The following is a 21576-nucleotide window of genomic DNA, read 5'->3' as shown; positions in this document are numbered from 1 at the left end:
GTCTAGGTTTGCCTCTTCTTGAAGTTGATAAGTTAAGCGTTTTGTGGCCAATCTTTATACTGCTCTTTCGCTTCTTCCATAATTACTTTTGTGATGAATATAAGTTGTTGCCCTTTAATTCCCTCGTTCATTAAAACTTTCTTAACCGACATATTTACCTTAGCATAGATATTCTTGCGGTGTTCACTAGTCCAGTCCTGACTCAAGTTCCTCTTCAATTCTTTTACTACCTTATGAATGAGGTCCGCTAAAAACTTATTATCGAAGGCTTCCATTTTTAGTGATGTAATAGCCTTATAGAATTCAACTTCTTCATCAGACAGCCCTAAATCTTTACGGAAATCAGCCTCATCATCGACTTCGTTTTTCATATCGGCCATCATTCGTACAATATCGGCTGCTTGTATAATGCGGTTATGGTAGTCTTTTAAGGTCTTCTCAAGTAGTTCACGCATTTGCTTTTCTTTAGGGCTATTCCGTTTGAAATTGACTTGAATATGGTCTTCTAGTAGTTTTTTTAGTAATTTAAGTCGTAAATCTTCGTGGTCTTCTTTCTCCTGCATATCTTTTAGAAACTCTTCATCAAGAATACTGATATCGGGCTTCTCAATACCTGCAACCTTATAAATATCAACTGGTTCTTTAGATTCTAAGTGTTGGTCAATCAATGAATTTAGTCTTTCTTCAACCGTCTGGTTTGATTTGAAATCATTGTTTTGTGATGAGAGGTATTTCCTCACTTGAATTCGGACCATTTGAAATAGAGTAACTTCATCCGAATATGGAATTACCATATCGATATGTTTGACCAACTTATATGCCTTCTCTAGTTTTACGCAATCCTCAACAAACGCTTCCGGATCTCCGTTTAATTGGTCATTAACAAGATCTGCAATCAAATCATCGCGATTTACTTTAGAAAGAGCTCGCCAATCATCACGATGTTCAATATCACCAAAATACTTACGCACTTCCTCTAACTTATTATTAAAGACACCGATCGCTTGGTCGACATCTATATCCATATCATTTGTTGCGTTATCACCCGTATATTGGTTAGTTGCTTCTTTAAGAGATGTTGCAATACCAATAAAGTCAACGATAAGTCCACCTTCTTTACCAGGAAAAACTCGGTTAACACGTGCAATTGCCTGTATTAGATTGTGCCCCTTCATTGGTTTGTCTACATACAGGAATGACAGGTTCGGAACATCAAAACCAGTAAGCCACATTGAAACAACAATAACTAGTTTTAGAGGATCGTCAGTTTTCTTTAAACGTCCTTTGACTTCCTCTTGCTCTTCTTTTGTTTTAATGTGGGCGTATTTACTTCCTGGATTTATCTCTCGCCACGAGTCAGGGTCTTTTGATACATCACCTGTCATGATAATCTCCACTTCTGGACAGTTATCATGCTTCTTTAGTTCATCATACAAGCGAACGGCAACCTGACGGCTCATACAAACAATCATACCCTTTTGAAATGGATCTGCAGCCTTGTTGAAATGCTCTAAAATACTTTTTGAAAGTCTTTGGAGACGTTTCTGTGTACCAACAACTTTTTCTAAGGCCGCCCATTTCAATTTGTAAGATCGTGACTCCTCATCATCAAGCCCTACCTCGTTTACTAAATCAGTAAATTCTTCATCTATATCAGCACCATCATAATCTAATGGAATCATACGACTTTCATAATATAGTGGTAATACTGCTTTATCTTGAACGGCTTGTGCCATATCATAACGGTGAATGACATGACCAAAAATTTCTTCAGTATTATTACCAATTAACTTAACTGGAGTTCCTGTAAAGCCAACAAATGAAGCATTCGGTAAAGCAAAACGTAGTTGAGCTGCATACCCTCCATCAAATCCACTTTGTGTTCGGTGAGCTTCATCGGAAATCACGATAATGTTCCTTCGTTCCGATAACACTGGGTGTTTAGCTTCGCCTTCTTTCAAACGGAATTTTTCAATCGTTGAAAAGACAATCTGTCCGCCTTCACCTCTAAGGATTTCCCGTAATTGGTCTGCTTTTTTCGCATGATGAATATGTCCAATCAGACTCCGACCTTCTGAAAATGTGTCGTGGAGTTGCTCATCTAAATCATTACGATCCACCTGTACCACAACCGTAGGATTCTCCAAATCCTTATGTCTAGACAAAATTGCTGAATAAAATAACATACTGATACTCTTTCCAGAGCCTGTTGTATGGTACATCACACCAATTTTGTGATCACCGTTAGGGCGGGTCGCACGAATGGTTTCTTCAACTGCAAAATTCACTCCAAAAAACTGGTGATACTTTGCACCGATCTTAACTTTAGAATCACCTTTATCCAAATAAACGATAAAATTGCGTATATAGTTTAATAATCTATCCTTTTCAAACAAGCCTTGAATTAACGTTCGCATGGTGTTGACCACATTATTGTCTACATTAACACCATCTATTGTTTTCCAAGAAGCAAAGAAATCATAAGGAGCAGATGGCATCCCATGTTTCGTTTCGATGCCATCTGATATAACCGTGAATGCATTGTATTCAAAAAGTTGGGAGATATCATGGGTGTAATTACGGATTTGAGTATAGGCATCATAGACTGTCGCATTTTCTTTATTCGGGTTTTTAAGTTCAAATAAAATAATTGGAAGACCGTTCACATAAACAATAATATCTGGGCGACGGGACATGCGGCCTTCTATTGATAACTGATTGACAACCAAAAGATCATTATTTTCAGGAGCAGTCCAATCAATTGGATAGACGTGTTGGACTTTTTCTTCACCTTTATCCTCGTAAATAAACTCAAGACCCTTTACGCACTTTTGGTGGAAAATAAAATTCCTCTCTTCCCAGCCGACTCCTTCGTTTAATATAAACAAATTTGCTAAACGGCTAATTTCATTTTCAGGAATCATCGGATACGTATCACATAGGAAAGACTCAAGCCTTCCTTTTAGAGCAACTTCTTGTACCCTTTCCCGTTCTCCCCTTTGGAAAAGTTCCTGACCATGTAGATACGTATAGTCAAGCCCCGTCAACCGCTCTATCGTTGTTTCTTCAAAATCCGATTCCATTAAACGTCCCATGATTTGATTATTCCTCCCTTTTATTGCATCACATTTTCTACCTTTTCTTCGGCTTCAGATAAGTCAATATCACCAGATATGAGTTTTGGTAACAAAAAGTCTACTAACAACTTTAGATTTATATTTTCTAAATCATTCTCATTTTTTAACTTTATCCATGGTAAAACTAAATCGTCAAATTCCTTCAATACTTCTTTAGGCGGCATGCAGAACTTTGCATCCTTAAATGTTGTAGCATTGACCGCAGGATATGCACTCCCCTTAGCATTATTAACAAGATAGGAAACAAACTGATCTGTAATTACATGTAAGTACAGAAATGTAGAGGGAATTTTAACGGGTGTTAAAACTGCAAAACCCGTTGATACAACTGTATTTTCATATGGGTTATAAATATATAAAAAGGACTTCCTATTAGGTCTTACAGTTGACCAAATAACATCACCTGAATTCACAAGACGCTTAGCCCTTGATGGAGCATCTGAAAAAACATATTCAGTATAATTCTCTAATTTCCCCTGATATACTGAAGAAATATCAATATATTGAATTTTCTCATATGGAAAATCACTTTTTATATTTCGCTTGTTTATATCGGCAACATCCTTTAAATTAACAATTTTCCATCCGATCGGAATCTTTCCCAATTCTGCTTCTATAAATTTTTCATCTTGGAAAGGTCCAAAATCAACAAACCAGTGTTTGTAAAGGGTCATAGCCATTTCTTCAAGAGTTTGATTCAAATGTATATTCAGTTCAATTTTATTTGTTATATTATCTAAAATCTCTACTACCTTTGATTGGATTTCAAGAGGTGGAATTTCTATTTCCATTTCTTTAATCGATTGAATTGTAAGGGCTTTTTGTGTAGACCCTATAATTTGTTTATCAATTTCCCATTTTCCTTTTGGTGATTGTAACCAGTAGTAAACATATTTATTAGATACATCAGAAGAGAAATTCTTGAACCAGGTAAGGTTTCCATCTTTAAAATAAAATTCCTCACCTTCTCCTACAATGTATGGTACTCCAATTGTACCAACTGATGTTAAAAGAATATCTCCATGTGAAGGGGCTCCAAATTTTTCTTTTATCTCATTAAATTTATCAGTTGAAATGTATAATTTATCAGAGATTTCTTGACCATTATGTTTTTTTATGATCTCTTTTGAACGGTAAAAAGGGATTCCCTCTTCAACATAATCCTTCATAAAAATTCTCTTACTCGAACTAACCTCACAAATTTCCCCAACCTTTCTTCTAGAGTTGTTCACATTAACCCCTCCAGATTCTTTTTAATCTTCTCTTGGAGGTTGTTCGACTGTTCAAATTGCTGAAGTAACTTTGTAGTTAATTTTTCCATCTTTTGTTCAAAAGGTACTCCATCATCCTCTATTTCTTCTGTTCCCACATAAGTACCTGGTGTTAACTTGTAATCATTATCTTTGACTTCATTAACAGTAGCCACCTTACAAAAACCAGAAATATCCTCAACCTTTTCTTTATCGAATTTAAAGTTATGATACAGATTAGAAATCTCTACTATTTCTTCCTCTGATAATGCTTTTTGTTTTCGGCTCACTAATGAACCTTTTTGGCGTGCATCGATAAATAGAATTTCATTTTTACGTTCTCGATAGTCACCTTTTCCGTCACGGTTTTTATTTATGAAGAATAGACAACACGAAATTCCTGTAGATAAGAAAAGTTTATCAGGTAAAGCCACAATGCAATCAATATAACCATTATCAACAAACCATTCACGAACGGGTCTTTCCCCTCTTTGATTAGTTGTCATTGCCCCATTAGCCATAACAAATCCAGCCGAGCCATTATCATTTAAATGATGAAAGAAATGCTGCATCCACATATAGTTTGCATTAGAGTCCGTCACAGGACCTATTAGACGTGAATCATCACTTGATATGCGATCTGCCCCCCACCCATCCTGGTTAAATGGAGGGTTAGCAATTACATAATCAGCTTTTAAATCTGGAAACTTGTCATCTAATAATGAGTTTCCTAGGCGAATATCTGCATTTAAACCATGAAGTAGAACGTTCATTTTCCCTAATCGAGCTGTAGTAGTCACGTTTTCTTGACCATAGAACGACAATTCATGACGTCGGGGAGAGTATTCCTCTGATTGAATGAACATGCCCCCTGAACCACAAGCAGGATCAAATACAGTTCCCTTGATAGGCTCCAACATCCTAACAAGTAGACTTACTACTGAATAAGGAGTGTAGAACTCTCCCCCACGTTGTCCCTCTGTAGATGCAAATTCAGAAATGAAGTACTCATAGACTCGTCCAAGAACATCTACACTGCGCTCATCAATGGCGCTAAACACATCTCGAGAAAAGATTTCAATTAACCCCGATACGTTTTCAGCTGGTAGATTACTCCCTTGAAAGATTCGAGGTAACATTCCTTCTAAATCAGGGTTTTCTTCCTCTAACCGCTTCATAGCATTATCAAGTATTTCTTTTATGTTTGGTTGTTTGGCGTTCTTTAATATGTATGACCAACGTGACTCCTCTGGAACAACATACACATTTTCGGACATATACATGTCTGGGTCTTCTTTGATTATCTGTTGTGTTTCTTCATCAGATGCATACCAGTCACTTTTAGGATCCTTAACTAAATTGTCTATCTCTTCTTTACGCATGTCGTAACGATTTGATAAGTAACGTAAAAAGATTAGTGGTAAAACGTAATGTTTATAGTCAGCTGGTGCAACACTTCCACGCATGTTTGTGGCTGCGTCGAACAAGTCTTTTTGAAAATTTATATCTGCTTTTGCTACCATAAGTAAACCTCCATAATATTTCTGTTGTTTTCAGGAACTATGTTGTATGTATTTGTATCCATTTTACCATATCCTCTAGAAAATCAAGTAATATAGTTGGGAATTTTCATCCAATACAAATTCCCTTTGCATTTTGCTCTAATTTAACGCTAGTTACCGAGGACTCCGTCCCAAAAAGGGTTAACTGCTCGGGTTCAAATAGATCTATTCATAAAAACTAATTAAGTTAAAGTCCCTGTATCCTTTGTGCCCCAACGGTTTTAACACTTTCGCCAAAGGCGGGACAGTAACCAGGATTATCAATTCTAAACGGGCACTTAATGCCCGTTACTTACATAAGGTTATTGAAGTGGGCACTAAGTGCCCGTTTACTCTCAAGGCGCCCTAAATGAAAATTTAGAATCACTCCAAAAAATAACCATCTAGTAAGAAAAAATGATAAAAATTTTCTGCCCCTACTAGGTATTAGTTATTATTCTGTCCGTTAAAATTCGTGCCCCGGGTATGTCAATCTTGAAGAATAAAGACATTAAAAATGACTATATGAGACTAAACCCCTTCGGGTTATACATCGGCGTCCTCCGGACAAAATTCTATCAAACCTCTTCCCCTTTGATTAGAAATAGCTTTTTAAACCCTTAAAACCTTCCCCTCATACTTTCTATTGTGATGATTATAAATCACATATTATATCTTCTTATCTTTGTTCTACATCATTTCGAAAGGAGGCATTACAGCGAGTTTATAATCTTGTCATATACCTAGAACAAATCATTATAACAACTAAAACATCGGAAGGATGAATAATTCATGCATACTTGTCATTTCTGTCATACTAGCATTTCTAAAGCTTTTGTAGGTTCAAAAAAAGAAAGAAAAGTCTACTCTTGTTTTACATGCTTCATACAAACACTAAAGCCTTTTAAGTTTGATGAAGAGGTAATTTACTATCCCATGTTTGGTATTCGAGAAATTCAACCTGCGGATTCCGTTGCCTACTATGACAAAGGAGGCAACGAACTTGCTAGAGTCTATTTAAAGTCCTATGATGAAGGGCTTTTAAGCTACTTGAAAGAAGAACTAGCTCAAGACACAGAACTAACAACTGACGATATGACATTAGTCATTGAACCTCATGATATTCGATTAAAAGAATAAAGACAAAAAGAGCTAATGGTCTATATTTTATTGTATAGACTATTAGCTTAAATCTGTGTTAAAGAGTATACATATAATAGTTATATACCGTATTAATGTACATTACCTAACCCAAGCTCTCTTTTGTTTTGTTAGATATTATAGGATAAGTATCGATATAAATATTGTAAAAATGCCATTAGATTTAAATTGCTTTACATTCTGTTAATCTATGTTCTAAACCAACTTCTATCATTTCGTCATGGCTCAGGATAATTATATCCCATCCATTAATTTCTAACTCTTCCTCCGCAGCGTTTCTTATGGATTTTTTCATCAATTCTCTAACTGTCATATCTAGTTTTAATCTTTTTATTTCTTTCTCAAGAAATTCCAAAAATCCTTCGTCAGAAGCCTCATTGAATATATTATAGTCAAAAGCTTCATAAAATCTTTCTTCATCAACCCAGTCAATAAACTTACACAGTTCCTCCGCATTAACTGGAACTTCAAGACATTTGTATCCTTCATATGAATGTTTAACAACTTCATATGAAGATTCAGTACTACCAATACGACCGAACAATTCCTCTGTTTCTTTCCAAAGGCAGTTTTCACAAATTCTACTACCTCCAAAACATACTATAAACTCTCCATCTATTTCTTTATTACATCTAATACAGTTTTTCATTTTCCTCACTCCGTTTTAATTTTTCAAGTTTAACCCAAACTTTTTAATTTTACTTTTAGAGTCCCTATAAGGTTATTAATAATAGTTTTGGGACTCCTAGGCAAATGCAGCTAATGAATTGAATTAGAAGTATTCCACCGTTACTTAATCTATATTTAAAGCTCTTTGCAAATCGAGAGTCAATCTTTGCAATAAACTTTACAACAGCTATGCAACATAAATGAATAAAAAGTCCTGCTTGGATTTAGAATTTTTTTACAATGCTTTAGATAACTATTAAAGGAATTATGATATCCCTTAACAGTTATGCCTGTGCTTCCAATCTATTTTCCTACTAAATATTGTTAGCTCCCTTTTAAAACACTTCTAGCGCTGTGCAATTGAATAGATAAATCTACACGCGACATGTTCCATCTTTCTACATTTGGTAAAAGAAATAAAAATTCTTTGAAAAGAGCCATATGGTAGTCCTTTTCAGCCCTACCTCAAGGCTCCTATATATTAAAACTAAACTGTAAACAGCTTAGCTGATGTGTTAGGTAGGAATGGTGTGTCACTGTCACCAGGTAATAAAATTGGGTTAATTCCTGATTTGCATAAGTGTTCCCTGATAAATTCATTGAACTTATCCTTAAGTATGTCAAAGCTAACCTTACTATTTGCTCCTCTATATGGTTTTGGTACACTCTCAGCATCATTTTTTATTGCTTGTAATGCGTTAAAAAAAGAGCCAGAAACCTCAATAAATCTCAAGACTTCAAGTACCTTCTCTTTTGTCCTTCGTTGTTTTTTCATTCCCATTATCAGTTTCGCAGCTTCATCATATGTGTAATAGTCGCCCACCTTAATGTGACGCTCGTGGTGGGCTTTTAAAACAGCAAGTGCAATATCTTCTTTGAACAAGCCAAACCATTCGCTATGGTCAATTTTGTACTTCTTTAGTAAATATTTTGGTTTTAAACATTGGTACTCAAATCGATACAGGCCGTTAGCTTTTTCTTTTAAGGCTGCCGTCCTATTTGTTTTAGAAAGCTGATTACCTTTATTATAGGCATTGATTCGCGAGCTATTGCACGTCTTGTAGGTACTACCTGATTTCTGTAGTCCTTCATAACGGTAGGGTATTGGCCCTTTGCTTTCAAGTGTTGTATACAGCTCCACATGTGGTGTATAGAACTGTTTTGCATAGTCAATGCGAGATAAGATCCACTTCCCATTTGTTAATGAAAAGTAAGGATGAATGGACTCAAGCGTTTCATTTAACACCTTCTGTAGAGCTTCTACGTTCTCCTGACTACAATGGAACAGCTCAATACTTGCAGCTCCTTCTAACAGTTCCGTCGGATTGGTCTCAATGGCTATCCTATACTTTTCACTATTATTTAGTCTGGTTATGTTAATTGCTCTCACTCCAGATTGTCCAAGTGGATCAGTGACCTTACAATAGTTTCCTTTAAACCTTATATCCTCTTCTAGCTCAGCCCCCAATAAGTGTACAGCTGAATGACCAGCTATTAAAGCAATCTCAAATGTATCAATCATAACTTCCTCTCCCCTCTAGTTTTACCGGTGTATTTTACACTTCTTTTAAAGTTACTTGCTGAAAAGTCACTTCTTCACAACAATTGCAAAGTTTTTTATATTTTTTGCAATTAAGTTACACAAACAGATTCTAACGATTGTATTAACTCAGAATATTGTGCTTTCGCTTCATCATCCAAACGATCCAACAGAATAAGCAATTCCGTTACACGATCTTTCAGGTCAGTAGGCACTTCATTTTCTTCCACAAAGTAGGAGAGTGGCTGCTCAAGCACTGTAGCAATCTTTAGAAGGTGATGAACCTTCAAGTGAGTTTTCCCACTTTCGATACGCCAATAAGCATGTACATCAATACCCGTACGTCTTGCCATCTCTTCTACGCTGTAGCCTTTCAAACAACGAGCCGCTTTAAGTTTATAGTTGTTGAACTGCATAATGAACCTCCTTTAATGTGATGCCTTCAAAAGGATTATTACGCATGCCATGACGCTATAAACACAATAGGTCGTTGCACTTTTCGCATGATTATGGCTGAAACTAATACATTACCTACTAATTCTTGAGCAATACACATATAGCACAGCAAAACCCAACCACTCTGGTATGAAGCCAACAACCGTAAGACAACGTATTTTAAGGGATACTTGCTTTTAAAAGAAAACCTGTTTTCATCACGTTTCCTCCGTTTTTTTAAAAAAGTAATATTTTTTCCTCTGAAACCTAGTTAGTAGTTAAATTGTTTAATTGCTGAAGTAGCACGGTATTTTCAATGTTCATTTCCTCTATCTCTAATATCATTTCATATGCTTTAATAATTATCTTTGCATCTCGAATAGGTAAACCTTCTTCTAATCGTGTTAATCTAGTGTAACCAATTGAGGTTTGCCGAGAGATATAAGCACGAGTTAACTTAAGCTTTTTCCTTCTTTCTAAAAGTTGTTCACCCTCTTTTCTCCATTTCATCATTCTTGCCTTATTGAAACGTTGCATTCTTTCCTCTTGACTTTCATTTTGTCTTTCATTCATTAAATCGACTAGATTCATAAGTTAACCTCCTAGTTATGATAGAAAACAAAAAACGCCTAGGCAATCAAATTATATTAGACCTACAATAAAGAAAGGTCTTTCAACAAATTGACGCCTTGGGCGTTTTATCTTAAGTGTTTTTTTAACCATTTTTATCTATCAGTACGATTAATTGTACAACAACTGGAACAAAGTATCCGAGGATTCTGCTCAATCTAAAGGGAGGTATTATTTCTTTCTCTGATTAATAGTGCTTCACACGAAACAATTGCAACTTAATAGTGCATTATATAAATCTTAAATTATAAAGATACTGTTAACAGGCAAATTAATTGGTTGCTTAGCCACAAAAAAATATAACGGCTTACGAAAGAGAAATAGACTCTTTACTAAGACGTTGATTAAAGTCCTTAGATAAATGAGAAAATAGGATTTCTTGTTCTGCTTTTTTGCCATCCTCGCTCATTTTTTTAAGAACCATAGAAATTTTATCGTGTAAAAAATATTGTCCTAACATTTTGTTTATCTGATCGTGATCAAACGATTCTAAAGGCTTATATATACCTACTCTCTCAAACCATTCTGTTGAATAACCAAACAGATATACTGAAATATCTTGCCCTTTAAGTTTTCTACATATATCAAGAGCTATCTGCAAGCCATAAGGATCCAGATCAGGCCATATAAACACTTCCTTTAACCCCAATTCACAAGCCTGATTTACAATACTGATTTCTTGTGATGAAATAAATCCACTCCCTAATATTACCGACCATTCCTTATTACTTAGCAGTTTACTTTTTACGATAGAAAAATACAGATCTGGATTTTCAATAATAAGTATGGAATGTGGTATCCAGTTTGTTATTTTTAACTCACTAATCATTTCTCGTGGAAAAGCAGTATAATCCTTAAACGCAAGACTAGTACCACTATGTCCCTCGTATATCCAAGTGAATTCTCCTGACAATACAACTTCAGCTCTATTGTCAATGATTCCATAGTCTTCAAGGCTGTCTCCGAAGTATTGTTGAATGCGCTTCTTATCATTCACTTGAATCGTCTTAGTATCACCGAAAATTTTCTGAGAAAAAGTCTTCCAATATTCTTTTCTTTGTTGCTCAGTATTTTCATATAGACCATATAAAATTCGAATAAATTTAAAGTAGCCTTTAACTGAAGATGATGATACAACCACATTGCCTGTAGCATCAACAATCTCAGCTTTGCCATTTTGAAAAAACAAATGCTTTTGCTCAAGTAATAGTTTATAGAGTTTTTCCCCATGATCCGTTTTAGGAAGATAGAGAGATGGAAAAGGGCAAGATATCCATATCGGTATTTCCGAAGGATTCCACCCTATAAAGTGGCGAATATCATGTAAGTACTTCTCGTTATATTTAACCTGTTTAATTTTCCATCCTAATGGTACCTTTTCCTCTTTATATATTAAAATACCATGCCCATGAAGTTTTCTTATAGCATCATCGACAATATCAAATGGGTACTCTTGTAGTAAATTTCTCTTTAATGGATCCCAGCGTTTATTGTTTTTTCCTCTTAGTAGCTCAGAGAGAAGCTCAAAAGCTACTGGTTGTTCTTCCTTACTAAGTAATTCCTTAATATGACAGCGATACTCTTGAATTCCATACGTCTCTCTTTCTTTTGGACTTAACAGGTTTTGTTTACGACACATTATACACACAGACCATCGCTTACGTGTACTTAGAAAGTAATCACCTTTAATTTCAAACGCTGACCACTCAGTCTTTTGTTTGTATGAATGGTCACATGAATTAAATGGCGTTTCGTTTTGCAAGGTACTCATCATTTATCACTCCATACGTAATCGGTGGTGCAACCTCTTCTGAGACTCGCTTTGGTCGGAAATTAACTTGCATATCGACCCATGGCATAAGCAATTTAACATTTTCCGAATAAGGCATTGCGATAAAAAATTGCACGCCTGTTTGTCGTAAAAATTCGCCAGCGACATTAATACGTTCCTGATCTAAATGCGCAAACGGTTCATCTAAAATCATAAAACTCAAGCCACCATCAGAACGAATTGCTGCAAACGTTAATAATAGTGATGCAATTGCCTTTTGACCGCCACTTAAACGTGCTTTGTTACGATAGCTATTCATTTCTTTACCATGGAATCCAATTCGATAATCTACCTTCCACTTTTCTTCACCTATATGAAATGCTCGAAGGTCTGCTTGTATACTTGTCTCTTGAGAAAGCTCCTGTAACGACTTACGAATGTTTGTAAATACTTCCTCGACCATCGTGTGATACTCTTGTTCAGCTAGAGCGTGCTTCTTCTCTAAATCACCTAAGTTTTCCTTTACCTGTTCGATTTCATCTCGATGATTTTGTAGTACCTTTTGATGTTGCTTATATTTTTGCTCTAATCGGATCATTTTTTGTTCTTCACCTACCAGAATGATATCTGTATTAGATATATTTCGTAACATCTTTATACGATTCTCTAACTCTTTTATGGTTTGGTGGTAAAAATCAATTGTTGCAATGTTTTCTAAATACTCTGCATTTTTTACATATTCCATTTGTTCCATAGTTAGCTGCTCTTCTGCTTGACTTAAGGCTACCTTTGCTTTATTTACGTTTTCTTCTTCCGATTGTAAGTATGGTAACAGATCATCTTTTTTAGATTCTTTTTCAGAAATAATACCCACTACTCGGTTTAAATTACTATGCAGTGTTTTAATACTTTTGACAATGTCTTCCTCTGATGCATGTTTAAGCTCAATTTCAACTTCTAAACTATTTAAATTATTTTGAACCTGCAGCTTTTCCGAAGATAGGTCATCCATCTCTACTTTTTTTGCTGGAACGATTCGAACATGCTTTTGGATATCTATTATCTCTTGTATCTCTTTTAACTTCTTTTTGGTGCTATTCATCGTATTTTCGGCCTGTTTCCATCTTGGAATTAATTGTGAAAATTTACTTTTTGCCTCTTTTAGCTGCGCCTTATAAGCTTCTTTCCCACAAAATATCCCATTTTCCTTTATAGCTCGACCACCGCGTTCTACGACTTTGTATGGATATGGGTGATTTAAAATCGCACTTTTACCCTTTTTAATCCACTCATACGCCTCCTCCATCGTGTCACAAACCATATAATGCTCGAACTTCTTCAAATAACCCATTATTCGATTATCAAGAACTTTCACTTTATTTAATACAGATTTCTCATGTAACTTACATGGATTAGAGTTAAATGGCGATATCCAAAATGGATACTTTTGTTGTTGAGCAAGCTTCATTACATTTACCCAAGCTTTATCAGACACTGTTATAGTAAATCTCTCTGACCCTAGCAAAGCCTCAATTGATTGACGCCAAGATTCATCTGAAATTTCAATGTAGTCAGCAATTAAGAGGTGCTCAATCTTAGAACCTTTTAAAGTATCAATCATCTGCTGTACGCTTTTGGGAAACTCGACGGCACCTTGCTCTTCTAGCCTTTGAATAGTTTTTTCGCATACTTCTTTTTCATGATCAATAACCTTCCATGTTCCAGTAGCTTCCTCGTATTCTTTTTCTGCTGCATTCTCTTTAGCTTGAAGCTCTTTCTCATCAATAGGTTCAATATTTTCGTACTGTTTTAAGAAATCAGCTACTATAGCCAGACTTGCTTTTAGTTCTGACAGTTCTATTTCAAAGGATACTTTTTGATCTTGTAATGTTTTAAGTTTTGCTTTTATATCGGTATATTTACCTTCAATAATAGGAGCTTCTTTTTCGTATTGAATTTGCTCATTCATTAAATACTGTATATCTTGATAAAGACGTTTATACTGCTCTTCCATATTTGCATAATTATTAGTGGACTTCTCAAGATCATCTAAGTATTGTGCATACTGTGAAATAGGTAGATCAAATCTATATTGCTGTATTTGCTTCGTAGCGTCATTAATTTGCTTACACCGCTCTATACGCTGTTGCAATTGCCGTACACGTGCCTCTTCAAGCTCCTTTTGTTCTGCTAACGCTTGGAACTGCTGTTGCTGCTCTCCGATTCTTTTTTTTATATTATTGAATTCATCAATTCGTTCCTGTTCTCCACAAATATCTAACAAGTAATTGGCTAAACCTTCCTCATCCTTTTTAAGTACTTCTTCCGTATTCCCTTGACTTAAGCTAAAGGAACGTATGAGCGCCTTAGAAATACCTACCTCATGAAATTGTCTATGAAACTGTTCTACTTCTAACCAACGAAGCGTTTTCTTGAGGTCCTTTTCTAAATCAAACTCTCCATCATTAATATAGTAATTTCGTTTCACACTTGGATCATTAAGCATAAGTCGACAAACTATCGTGACTACATCTTTCTTTTTTCCAATAGGATCAAACGGTCTCATATTATATGCCTTTTGAAAGCTATTATCAAATCGACCTAACACATAGATTTCAAAAACATCATTTCTTTCAAAAAAAGTTCGTAAACTATGACCATTATCAAATTTTGACGCTCCAAAAAGTAGACGAACCATATTATTAAATGTAGTTTTTCCAGAGCCATTTTCCCCTACACCAGCTGTAATTTTTTCATGAAAAATTACTTCTTGTCTGGGGAAATAAGAGAACCCTTCTGATTCAATACTTAGCAATCGAATCGGTGCAATCCTTCTTTTAGTTTGCGCTAGCATAGTTATCGCCTCCATCCTCATGACTAACGATCTCTTCTAATCCACTAAACGTCTCTTCTACATCTTCCTTCCTTTCTTCATTTTCATGAATTAGAAAGTCTATTACCTTGTCCTTCACTAAGTCATACATTGTAACCGGGTTAATTGCCGTGGTAAGACGTGGACCTGCTTTTATTGCATTCCTTTTTCCCCATATAGACTGTATAAAATCGTACTGTCGTAACAACGTAAGAGTTCTACGTAGGTTTTGACGACTGCCAATATGCTGTTTAAAATTCTCAAAAAGCTGATCTTCTGTTATATATGGGTCTTCTTTTAAGCCTTCTTTCATTGTTGAATCTATTCTAGGTAGAATCAAATAACACCATAAAATTGCAATCATAGCTTTTGCTTGAATAGTCAAACCCTTCCCCAGCTCACCTTCAACTAAATCGGTTAGTGAGCGTATGTGAGGCTTAATTCGGGCATCATAGCAATCGGAAATCGGATCATCTACAAACTCATAACCCGCTTGATCAAGTCGCTCTGCTACCTTCTCTTTAAGTCCTAAATTATATTTTAATTGTGGAAACAAGTCCCTAGTACAAGCACCAGTTGTTAGCTTTGCACAAATTTCATCAGGTGTATACTCATTCATTATGATCTCTCCTTTTTATTACTCCTTTTGATAAGGTTGAAAATACCTGGTTATTATACATTTCCGTCTGCGAAGATATATCTAGTGAAAGCGAATCAATATCGTACTGATTTGAAAGTGCTTTTGCATCTAAAAAACATATGGATGCTAGATACATAAAGGCATCTACCTTTGTTTTCTGTGAAAAAAGAAATGTATGTAAAGGGATTTCAGAGGTTTCAGATAATGCATTTGCGATATCGTTTTCAACTCTATGAAGGTATGGTTGTTCACCCTGATCTTGCTCTATGCTTCGATACCCCTTCACTCGAGGACTTATTTTTCTATCCTTTACCTTCTTTTTAAGAGATAAAAATACATTTAGTGACGTTACAATATCGTTTTCATCTACCCATTTCGCATTTGATGGGACAAACCCTACTTGATCAACTAAGTTTCCTAGTACAGAAAAGCTAGATTTATACAGGAAACGGTCTACATCTTGCCTTGTAAATACACTTTCCCCTAATATGGTTGCTTCAATTAAATATTTTTTTCTGATATCCAGGAGATCTATAATCTCTCGCTTTGTAGCCAACAATATATTTATTGAGCTTCTATCAGATTCATTAAAAGAGATACCTTTCAATTTTTTCTTATCATTGAGCTCTTTTATTCGATTGATAAACTCTTTAATCACTTCTAGGAAATCGCTCATTTTTTTCGATGTTTCCAAAATTCGTTCTGGATTTTTAGAAATAATAGAAGTTTTTATTTCATCCATACATCTCTGCAAACCATTCATAGCCTGGTCACGAAGAAATTCCGTTGACTCCATATCTAAATCCATTGACTCAGCTGCTTTGAAAATTTGATTCAATGCAAACTGAAACGCCATCTCATCCATCTCATCACCTTTATACATAAATGGAAGAAAACGAATAAACAGAAGCCCTGGTTTTGATAGTGAATAATGCAAGCTACCTTCTTCGCGAATAAACCAATTACTGTTTATAAGACTATTCAAAATAGAGTTAATAATTTTCTTCGGATAAAGTGGAAACATCGCCTCCATCTCAGCACGTGTAAATGACGTTTTATTGATGTCTCTTGACAATTGCAATAAAACGAAGAGTTTATGAGAAAACAGCTGTTTTGAGCTAGCTACATGGCTTAACAGCTCGTACAAATATAAAAATCCCTCTGTATGCGGAACCTTTGGAAGTTCATCGTCCTCCCACGAATTTAAACCAACTTCTTCCGTCAAGAATGTCACCTCCTGCATTTTATTTCGTTGTCACCAATCTAACCAAATTCAAAAAGTTCCATACCTAAAAGTACAAACTTTTACAATTTTTTATCTGTTGATTTAATCCAAATGAAAAAATTTACGTCAAAGCAATTCCTATTGACAACTAATAATAAATTTTGTAAATTGTATTTAATAGCTTAAAAAACTAAAGATAAGTTTTAAAATATACACAAAGACAAAGCGCATTCGCGATAAGTACTGTTAGACTTCCTACTTGGAGTCTGCACTTATCCGCGGATGCGCTATTTGTTTATAGAAAAAACACATAAGTAACATTAAGGTTATGTGACAAGGGTGGGACACTTCTGTTTGTCCAAACTAATGAACACTCAAGACACCTAAAACACTTCAGATAAAAACGTTTAGAAATCGAAAAATCATTTAAATCTGGAGGAAAACAATATGCAACAACTATCTGTTAACTTAACTATACCTATCCCTAGTGATTCTGTACTTATCTCAAAAGTGGAGCTGGAAGAATTAAAACAGAAACAACTAGCAGGTGTTTATTGGTCAATGAAAGATCTTGAAGTAAGAATTAATAAAAAGCACGAATGGATTAAAGAGAATATCCTTTATCCTACAAAATTTCGAGAGCAGCTTGATGTAGAGTCAGGTGGATTTGTCTTCTATCCAAAAAGTAAAGGACAAACATGGTCCTTTCATGCAACAAAAATGGCTGAATTTTTGGAGAATAATTTTCACCGAATATTTTCTTAGTACTAAATGAAATTCAAGCATTAATTCCTGTTTTGTAGGAAAAGGATTCACTACAACTTTGAAATGAAACTTGTTATGATAAGGGTGACCTATTTTGGCCAGGCCACCCTTACCAATAAAAGTGAGGGGAAACTATGGCTAGCATTCAAAAACGAGGTAAAACCTATCAATATACTGTCAGTCATTATGTAAATGGTAAAGCACAACCTTTAAGAAAAGGAGGGTTCAGAACAAAAAAAGAGGCTCAGATAGCTGGAGCAGAAGTAGAAGCTCAATTGAGTAAAGGAATTGTTCCCCATCTGAAGCCAGCACCTATAGATGAGTATTTTGATAAGTGGGTTAAGCTCTACAAATCTAATTTAAGTGTTACAACCCAACGACATTATCAATATACATCCAAAACAATCAAAGCATATTTCGGGAGCACACCTTTACAAGAAATTACTAGACACGATTATCAGATGTTTTTAAACGAGTTTGGCTCTAATAAAACTCGCGAAACCGTTGAAAAATTAAATACTCATATCCGGGCTTGTGTAAAGGATGCAGTAGAAGAGCAGATTATACACCATGATTTCACAAGAAAAGCTAAATTAACATGGACAACACCTTCTAAAAGGTCTATTGAGAAACATCTGAATTATCAAGAGAGTGAGCTACTATTAAGAGAAATTCGAAACAGGCTTGATAAAGGATTGAGTTATTCCTTATTACTTTTAGCTTTGACCTCAGGTATGCGTTTTGCTGAGTTAGTCGGACTTACACGAAGTGATTTTGACTTTGTAAAAAATACTATCACAATCAATAAAACGTGGGGCTATATGAAGAGAAGTCCAGAAGGCTTTGGTCCAACAAAAAACGAACAATCAAATCGTACAATAAAAATGGATCAACGAACAATGCTTCATTTCAAAAAGTTGTTTGCATCAACACCTAACAATATTCATAAATTAGTTTTTTACAGTCCTAAGTCTAAATACAAAGTCATTTGTAATACGGCGGCAAACAATCTTTTAAAGAAAATCTTAACTGATCTTGGTATAGATCCAATAACGATGCACGGGCTCAGACATACACATGCCAGTGTTCTCTTGTATAAAAAAGTTTCAATATATTATGTCAGTGAGCGCTTGGGTCATAGCGATATTGAGACGACTTTAAAAGAATATACCCACGTAATTAAGGAATTACGTGAAGAGGATGAACGAGGAACAATGAAAACATTTGAGGAAATGGTTGTGTAATTTTTGTGTAATATGAGCTCAAATCATATCGTTTTCTATCGTGTTCTAAAAAAATAAAAAAACTCACAAACATTGATTTATCAACGTTTATGAGCTATCTGTTTGTTTTAAAATTAACGTAAAAAATACTAATGGTACCGGTGGTCGGGGTCGAACCGACACTCCAGAAGGAACACGATTTTGAGTCGTGCGCGTCTGCCAATTCCGCCACACCGGCATATAAATTAATGTCTAAATCATCGCAATATTCCCCTTACGTGACTCATGACAAATAATATCTTAACATGTACTCTAATATGATGTCAAAGCTTTTTTCCTATAACCTAAACGACCGCAAAAAACTACCTACCTAAAGTAGATAGCATTGTTTTGTATATGTTATTTCATATCAACTAATTCTCTTCGATTCGCAGCTTGTGGAGGCATTTCTAACCATCTATTCTCAATCATCAGTTTAGCGCCGTCCTCGGAATATTTCGCAACCTCCCCCATAAGCTGTGTATATTCAACTGCTATATCTCGTCTTGGACTTGTTGCCATGCTCAAACCATAATATCCTAACCCTGTTGCAATCAACGCTGTCGTTTGGAACATCATAAGCTTATCAGAGAAAACAGTTGATGTACTTTTTGTAACCTCTGTATCCCACGTCATCGGTACGGGAAGGTCATTCTCTCTCATCAACTTACTAAAAACATCCACATGCTTAGAGGCTATGTCTTTACCTCTCATCATGAATTTCTTGATTTCTTTAGATTTAGAAGATTGAGCGAATCCAAGTAATGTAGCGATTCCTAATGCGTTACGCTGTATATTGGCATAGAGGTTTGAAATTTCCAGTCCAGTTAACGCTCTTCGTTTTCCAAACCATCCAGCTAAAAATCTTTTTGAATCAACAAATTCCACAGCTTCTGGTGTTAGTAAATATGGTGGCCGGATATACAGACCCTTTGACAAAAGGACATCAGTGGCCATTTTATGGAGCTGGTTCGATTCTACAAAGCATTTAGAAAAATATGCATAGATGTCATCTCGAGCCGTGAGTGAAATCGCCATACTATAATTATTCATACCGATTTGAGCCATTTGCTTTATATAATTAAGGAAATAGCCATCTGTATACAATCGTGGAGCGTCAATATCCACATCGTGCTCTTGACTGAATCCGACAGGTATTGGATAGTTCTCTTTCTTAAAGGACTTCTCTAAAACCTCGAGATGATTTAGTGATGTTTTTAGCGCCTTAATAATAACAGGTCGGATGTCTTGATCCTCTACTTTATTAGAAAAATATTTCAACACACATACTAACATACTGTCATTCATATAGCCTGTCCATAGCTCTGATAACTCCGCTGCTGATAATCGAATATTGCCATTCTTTTTCGCCATAATCTCTACCTTCCAACTTGGTTTGTTTAGACTCTTTCTTAGTTTGCCCTTATTCAACCATCAATTCCAAACAATTTATTCCAAATTAGAAGTATAAACATATCAAAAAGCATGATAGGGGTCTACTACCCTTACCATGCTTTGTATATGTATAAAAATAAAATGGCGCGCCCTGAGAGATTCGAACTCCCGACCTTTTGATTCGTAGTCAAACACTCTATCCAGCTGAGCTAAGGGCGCATGGTGCCGAGGGCCGGACTTGAACCGGCACGATAGTCACCTACCGCAGGATTTTAAGTCCTGTGTGTCTGCCAATTCCACCACCCCGGCAAGGCAGAAATATATGTTGTGGAGGCGGCACCCGGATTTGAACCGGGGAATAAGGGTTTTGCAGACCCGTGCCTTACCACTTGGCTATGCCGCCAATCACATTTAATTATTTGGAGCGGAAGACGAGATTCGAACTCGCGACCCCCACCTTGGCAAGGTGGTGTTCTACCACTGAACTACTTCCGCAATATGGCTGGGCTAGCAGGATTCGAACCTGCGCATGACGGAATCAAAATCCGTTGCCTTACCACTTGGCGATAGCCCAACTATATGGGGCGGCTGATGGGAATTGAACCCACGAATGTCGGAATCACAATCCGATGCGTTAACCACTTCGCCACAACCGCCACAAAGCTTATATGTTATTGGCAGGGGCAGTAGGAATTGAACCCACACCGGAGGTTTTGGAGACCTCTGTTCTACCTTTAAACTATGCCCCTAAAATGGTGGAGGGGGACGGATTCGAACCGCCGAACCCTGAGGGAGCGGATTTACAGTCCGCCGCGTTTAGCCACTTCGCTACCCCTCCAAAACAACAATTTCTATATTACACAATCAATTTTCATTCGTCAATATGTGTAAGGAAATTTGTTAAAAATGCCGGCCAGAGGACTTGAACCCCCAACCTACTGATTACAAGTCAGTTGCTCTACCAATTGAGCTAGACCGGCAAATGGTGGCTTGGGACGGAATCGAACCGCCGACACATGGATTTTCAGTCCATTGCTCTACCGACTGAGCTACCAAGCCAACTGATGAAAAAGATGGCGGTCCGGACGGGACTCGAACCCGCGACCTCCTGCGTGACAGGCAGGCATTCTAACCAACTGAACTACCGGACCATTTTGGTATTGCGGGGGATGGATTTGAACCATCGACCTTCGGGTTATGAGCCCGACGAGCTACCAGACTGCTCCACCCCGCGTCGTTAATATAATGTTATGGATGAAGCTGTTACTCCAAACTTAACAATT

General features: G+C 36.2%; 15 protein-coding genes and 13 tRNA genes. 3 read left to right on the top strand and 25 right to left on the bottom strand.

Features of this window, described 5'->3' with window-relative positions; all coding sequences use genetic code 11:
- Window positions 1-32 precede the first annotated feature (32 nt).
- Genes ACERJO_RS19995 through ACERJO_RS19985 form a run of 3 tightly spaced genes read right to left on the bottom strand, consistent with a single transcriptional unit; the run spans window position 33 to window position 5910 of the window.
- The gene (locus ACERJO_RS19995; RefSeq protein ID WP_373648648.1) at window positions 33-3095 is read right to left on the bottom strand and encodes a type I restriction endonuclease subunit R; all 3063 of its coding nucleotides are present in this window, start codon (window positions 3093-3095) and stop codon (window positions 33-35) included.
- A 20-nt stretch (window positions 3096-3115) separates the two neighbouring features.
- On the bottom strand, window positions 3116-4369 hold the full coding sequence (locus ACERJO_RS19990) for a restriction endonuclease subunit S (RefSeq protein ID WP_373648647.1): 1254 nt from the start codon (window positions 4367-4369) through the stop codon (window positions 3116-3118).
- A complete protein-coding gene (locus ACERJO_RS19985; RefSeq protein ID WP_373648646.1) occupies window positions 4366-5910 on the bottom strand; it encodes a type I restriction-modification system subunit M in 1545 nt (514 codons plus the stop codon). The genes ACERJO_RS19990 and ACERJO_RS19985 overlap by 4 nt, the downstream gene beginning before the upstream one ends.
- Before the next feature lie 954 nt (window positions 5911-6864).
- Here ACERJO_RS19985 and ACERJO_RS19980 point away from each other — a divergent pair.
- Window positions 6865-7068 carry a hypothetical protein gene (locus ACERJO_RS19980; protein WP_373648645.1) on the top strand — a complete coding sequence of 68 codons (204 nt, stop codon included), beginning with the start codon at window positions 6865-6867 and terminating at the stop codon, window positions 7066-7068.
- Between the two features lie 184 nt (window positions 7069-7252).
- On the opposite strand, the gene ACERJO_RS19975 is transcribed toward ACERJO_RS19980, so the two are convergent.
- From ACERJO_RS19975 to ACERJO_RS19940, 8 genes are all read right to left on the bottom strand, one after another.
- Window positions 7253-7738 (bottom strand): hypothetical protein, encoded by a 486-nt coding sequence (locus tag ACERJO_RS19975; protein WP_373648644.1) that lies wholly within the window; start codon window positions 7736-7738, stop codon window positions 7253-7255.
- Between the two features lie 507 nt (window positions 7739-8245).
- A complete protein-coding gene (locus ACERJO_RS19970; RefSeq protein ID WP_373648643.1) occupies window positions 8246-9280 on the bottom strand; it encodes a hypothetical protein in 1035 nt (344 codons plus the stop codon).
- Window positions 9281-9390: 110 nt separating this feature from the next.
- The gene (locus ACERJO_RS19965; RefSeq protein WP_373648642.1) at window positions 9391-9714 is read right to left on the bottom strand and encodes a helix-turn-helix domain-containing protein; all 324 of its coding nucleotides are present in this window, start codon (window positions 9712-9714) and stop codon (window positions 9391-9393) included.
- Window positions 9715-10000: 286 nt separating this feature from the next.
- Window positions 10001-10324 carry a hypothetical protein gene (locus ACERJO_RS19960; protein WP_373648641.1) on the bottom strand — a complete coding sequence of 108 codons (324 nt, stop codon included), beginning with the start codon at window positions 10322-10324 and terminating at the stop codon, window positions 10001-10003.
- Window positions 10325-10670: 346 nt separating this feature from the next.
- On the bottom strand, window positions 10671-12134 hold the full coding sequence (locus tag ACERJO_RS19955; RefSeq protein ID WP_373648640.1) for a toprim domain-containing protein: 1464 nt from the start codon (window positions 12132-12134) through the stop codon (window positions 10671-10673).
- Window positions 12103-14988, bottom strand: a complete 2886-nt coding sequence (locus tag ACERJO_RS19950; protein WP_373648639.1) for an SbcC/MukB-like Walker B domain-containing protein — start codon at window positions 14986-14988, stop codon at window positions 12103-12105. The genes ACERJO_RS19955 and ACERJO_RS19950 overlap by 32 nt, the downstream gene beginning before the upstream one ends.
- Complete coding sequence (locus tag ACERJO_RS19945) at window positions 14972-15625, bottom strand: hypothetical protein (protein ID WP_373648638.1); 654 nt, start codon at window positions 15623-15625, stop codon at window positions 14972-14974. Before ACERJO_RS19945 ends, ACERJO_RS19950 begins: the two co-directional genes overlap by 17 nt.
- Window positions 15618-16871, bottom strand: coding sequence for a hypothetical protein (locus tag ACERJO_RS19940; RefSeq protein ID WP_373648637.1), 1254 nt, complete (start codon window positions 16869-16871; stop codon window positions 15618-15620). The genes ACERJO_RS19945 and ACERJO_RS19940 overlap by 8 nt, the downstream gene beginning before the upstream one ends.
- A gap of 447 nt (window positions 16872-17318) precedes the next feature.
- Between ACERJO_RS19940 and ACERJO_RS19935 the strand changes: the two genes are divergently transcribed.
- Together ACERJO_RS19935 and ACERJO_RS19930 are read left to right on the top strand one after the other, a co-directional pair.
- A complete protein-coding gene (locus ACERJO_RS19935; protein ID WP_373648636.1) occupies window positions 17319-17636 on the top strand; it encodes a DUF771 domain-containing protein in 318 nt (105 codons plus the stop codon).
- A 134-nt stretch (window positions 17637-17770) separates the two neighbouring features.
- Window positions 17771-18880, top strand: a complete 1110-nt coding sequence (locus ACERJO_RS19930) for a site-specific integrase (RefSeq protein ID WP_373648635.1) — start codon at window positions 17771-17773, stop codon at window positions 18878-18880.
- A 132-nt stretch (window positions 18881-19012) separates the two neighbouring features.
- Here the strand turns inward: ACERJO_RS19930 and ACERJO_RS19925 are convergent.
- From ACERJO_RS19925 to ACERJO_RS19860, 14 genes are all read right to left on the bottom strand, one after another.
- A tRNA-Leu gene (locus ACERJO_RS19925) sits at window positions 19013-19097 on the bottom strand.
- Window positions 19098-19258: 161 nt separating this feature from the next.
- Window positions 19259-20272 (bottom strand): DUF3231 family protein, encoded by a 1014-nt coding sequence (locus tag ACERJO_RS19920; protein WP_373648634.1) that lies wholly within the window; start codon window positions 20270-20272, stop codon window positions 19259-19261.
- 163 nt (window positions 20273-20435) lie between these two features.
- A tRNA-Arg gene (locus ACERJO_RS19915) sits at window positions 20436-20512 on the bottom strand.
- 1 nt (window position 20513) lies between these two features.
- Window positions 20514-20602 (bottom strand) — tRNA-Leu (locus ACERJO_RS19910).
- A 19-nt stretch (window positions 20603-20621) separates the two neighbouring features.
- Window positions 20622-20696, bottom strand: a tRNA-Cys gene (locus ACERJO_RS19905).
- Between the two features lie 17 nt (window positions 20697-20713).
- Window positions 20714-20788, bottom strand: a tRNA-Gly gene (locus ACERJO_RS19900).
- A 4-nt stretch (window positions 20789-20792) separates the two neighbouring features.
- Window positions 20793-20867 (bottom strand) — tRNA-Gln (locus ACERJO_RS19895).
- Between the two features lie 6 nt (window positions 20868-20873).
- Window positions 20874-20949: transfer RNA gene (locus ACERJO_RS19890), tRNA-His, on the bottom strand.
- Between the two features lie 19 nt (window positions 20950-20968).
- Window positions 20969-21042: transfer RNA gene (locus ACERJO_RS19885), tRNA-Trp, on the bottom strand.
- Between the two features lie 4 nt (window positions 21043-21046).
- Window positions 21047-21131 (bottom strand) — tRNA-Tyr (locus tag ACERJO_RS19880).
- A gap of 69 nt (window positions 21132-21200) precedes the next feature.
- Window positions 21201-21273: transfer RNA gene (locus ACERJO_RS19875), tRNA-Thr, on the bottom strand.
- A gap of 3 nt (window positions 21274-21276) precedes the next feature.
- Window positions 21277-21352 (bottom strand) — tRNA-Phe (locus ACERJO_RS19870).
- 15 nt (window positions 21353-21367) lie between these two features.
- Window positions 21368-21444: transfer RNA gene (locus tag ACERJO_RS19865), tRNA-Asp, on the bottom strand.
- Between the two features lie 9 nt (window positions 21445-21453).
- Window positions 21454-21527 (bottom strand) — tRNA-Met (locus tag ACERJO_RS19860).
- Window positions 21528-21576: the final 49 nt, after the last annotated feature.

This window comes from Halalkalibacter sp. AB-rgal2 (assembly GCF_041821005.1).
GTDB lineage: Bacteria > Bacillota > Bacilli > Bacillales > Bacillaceae_D > Halalkalibacter.
The sequence above is the reverse complement of the archived record's forward strand: the minus strand, read 5'-3'. Positions and strand labels throughout refer to the sequence as shown.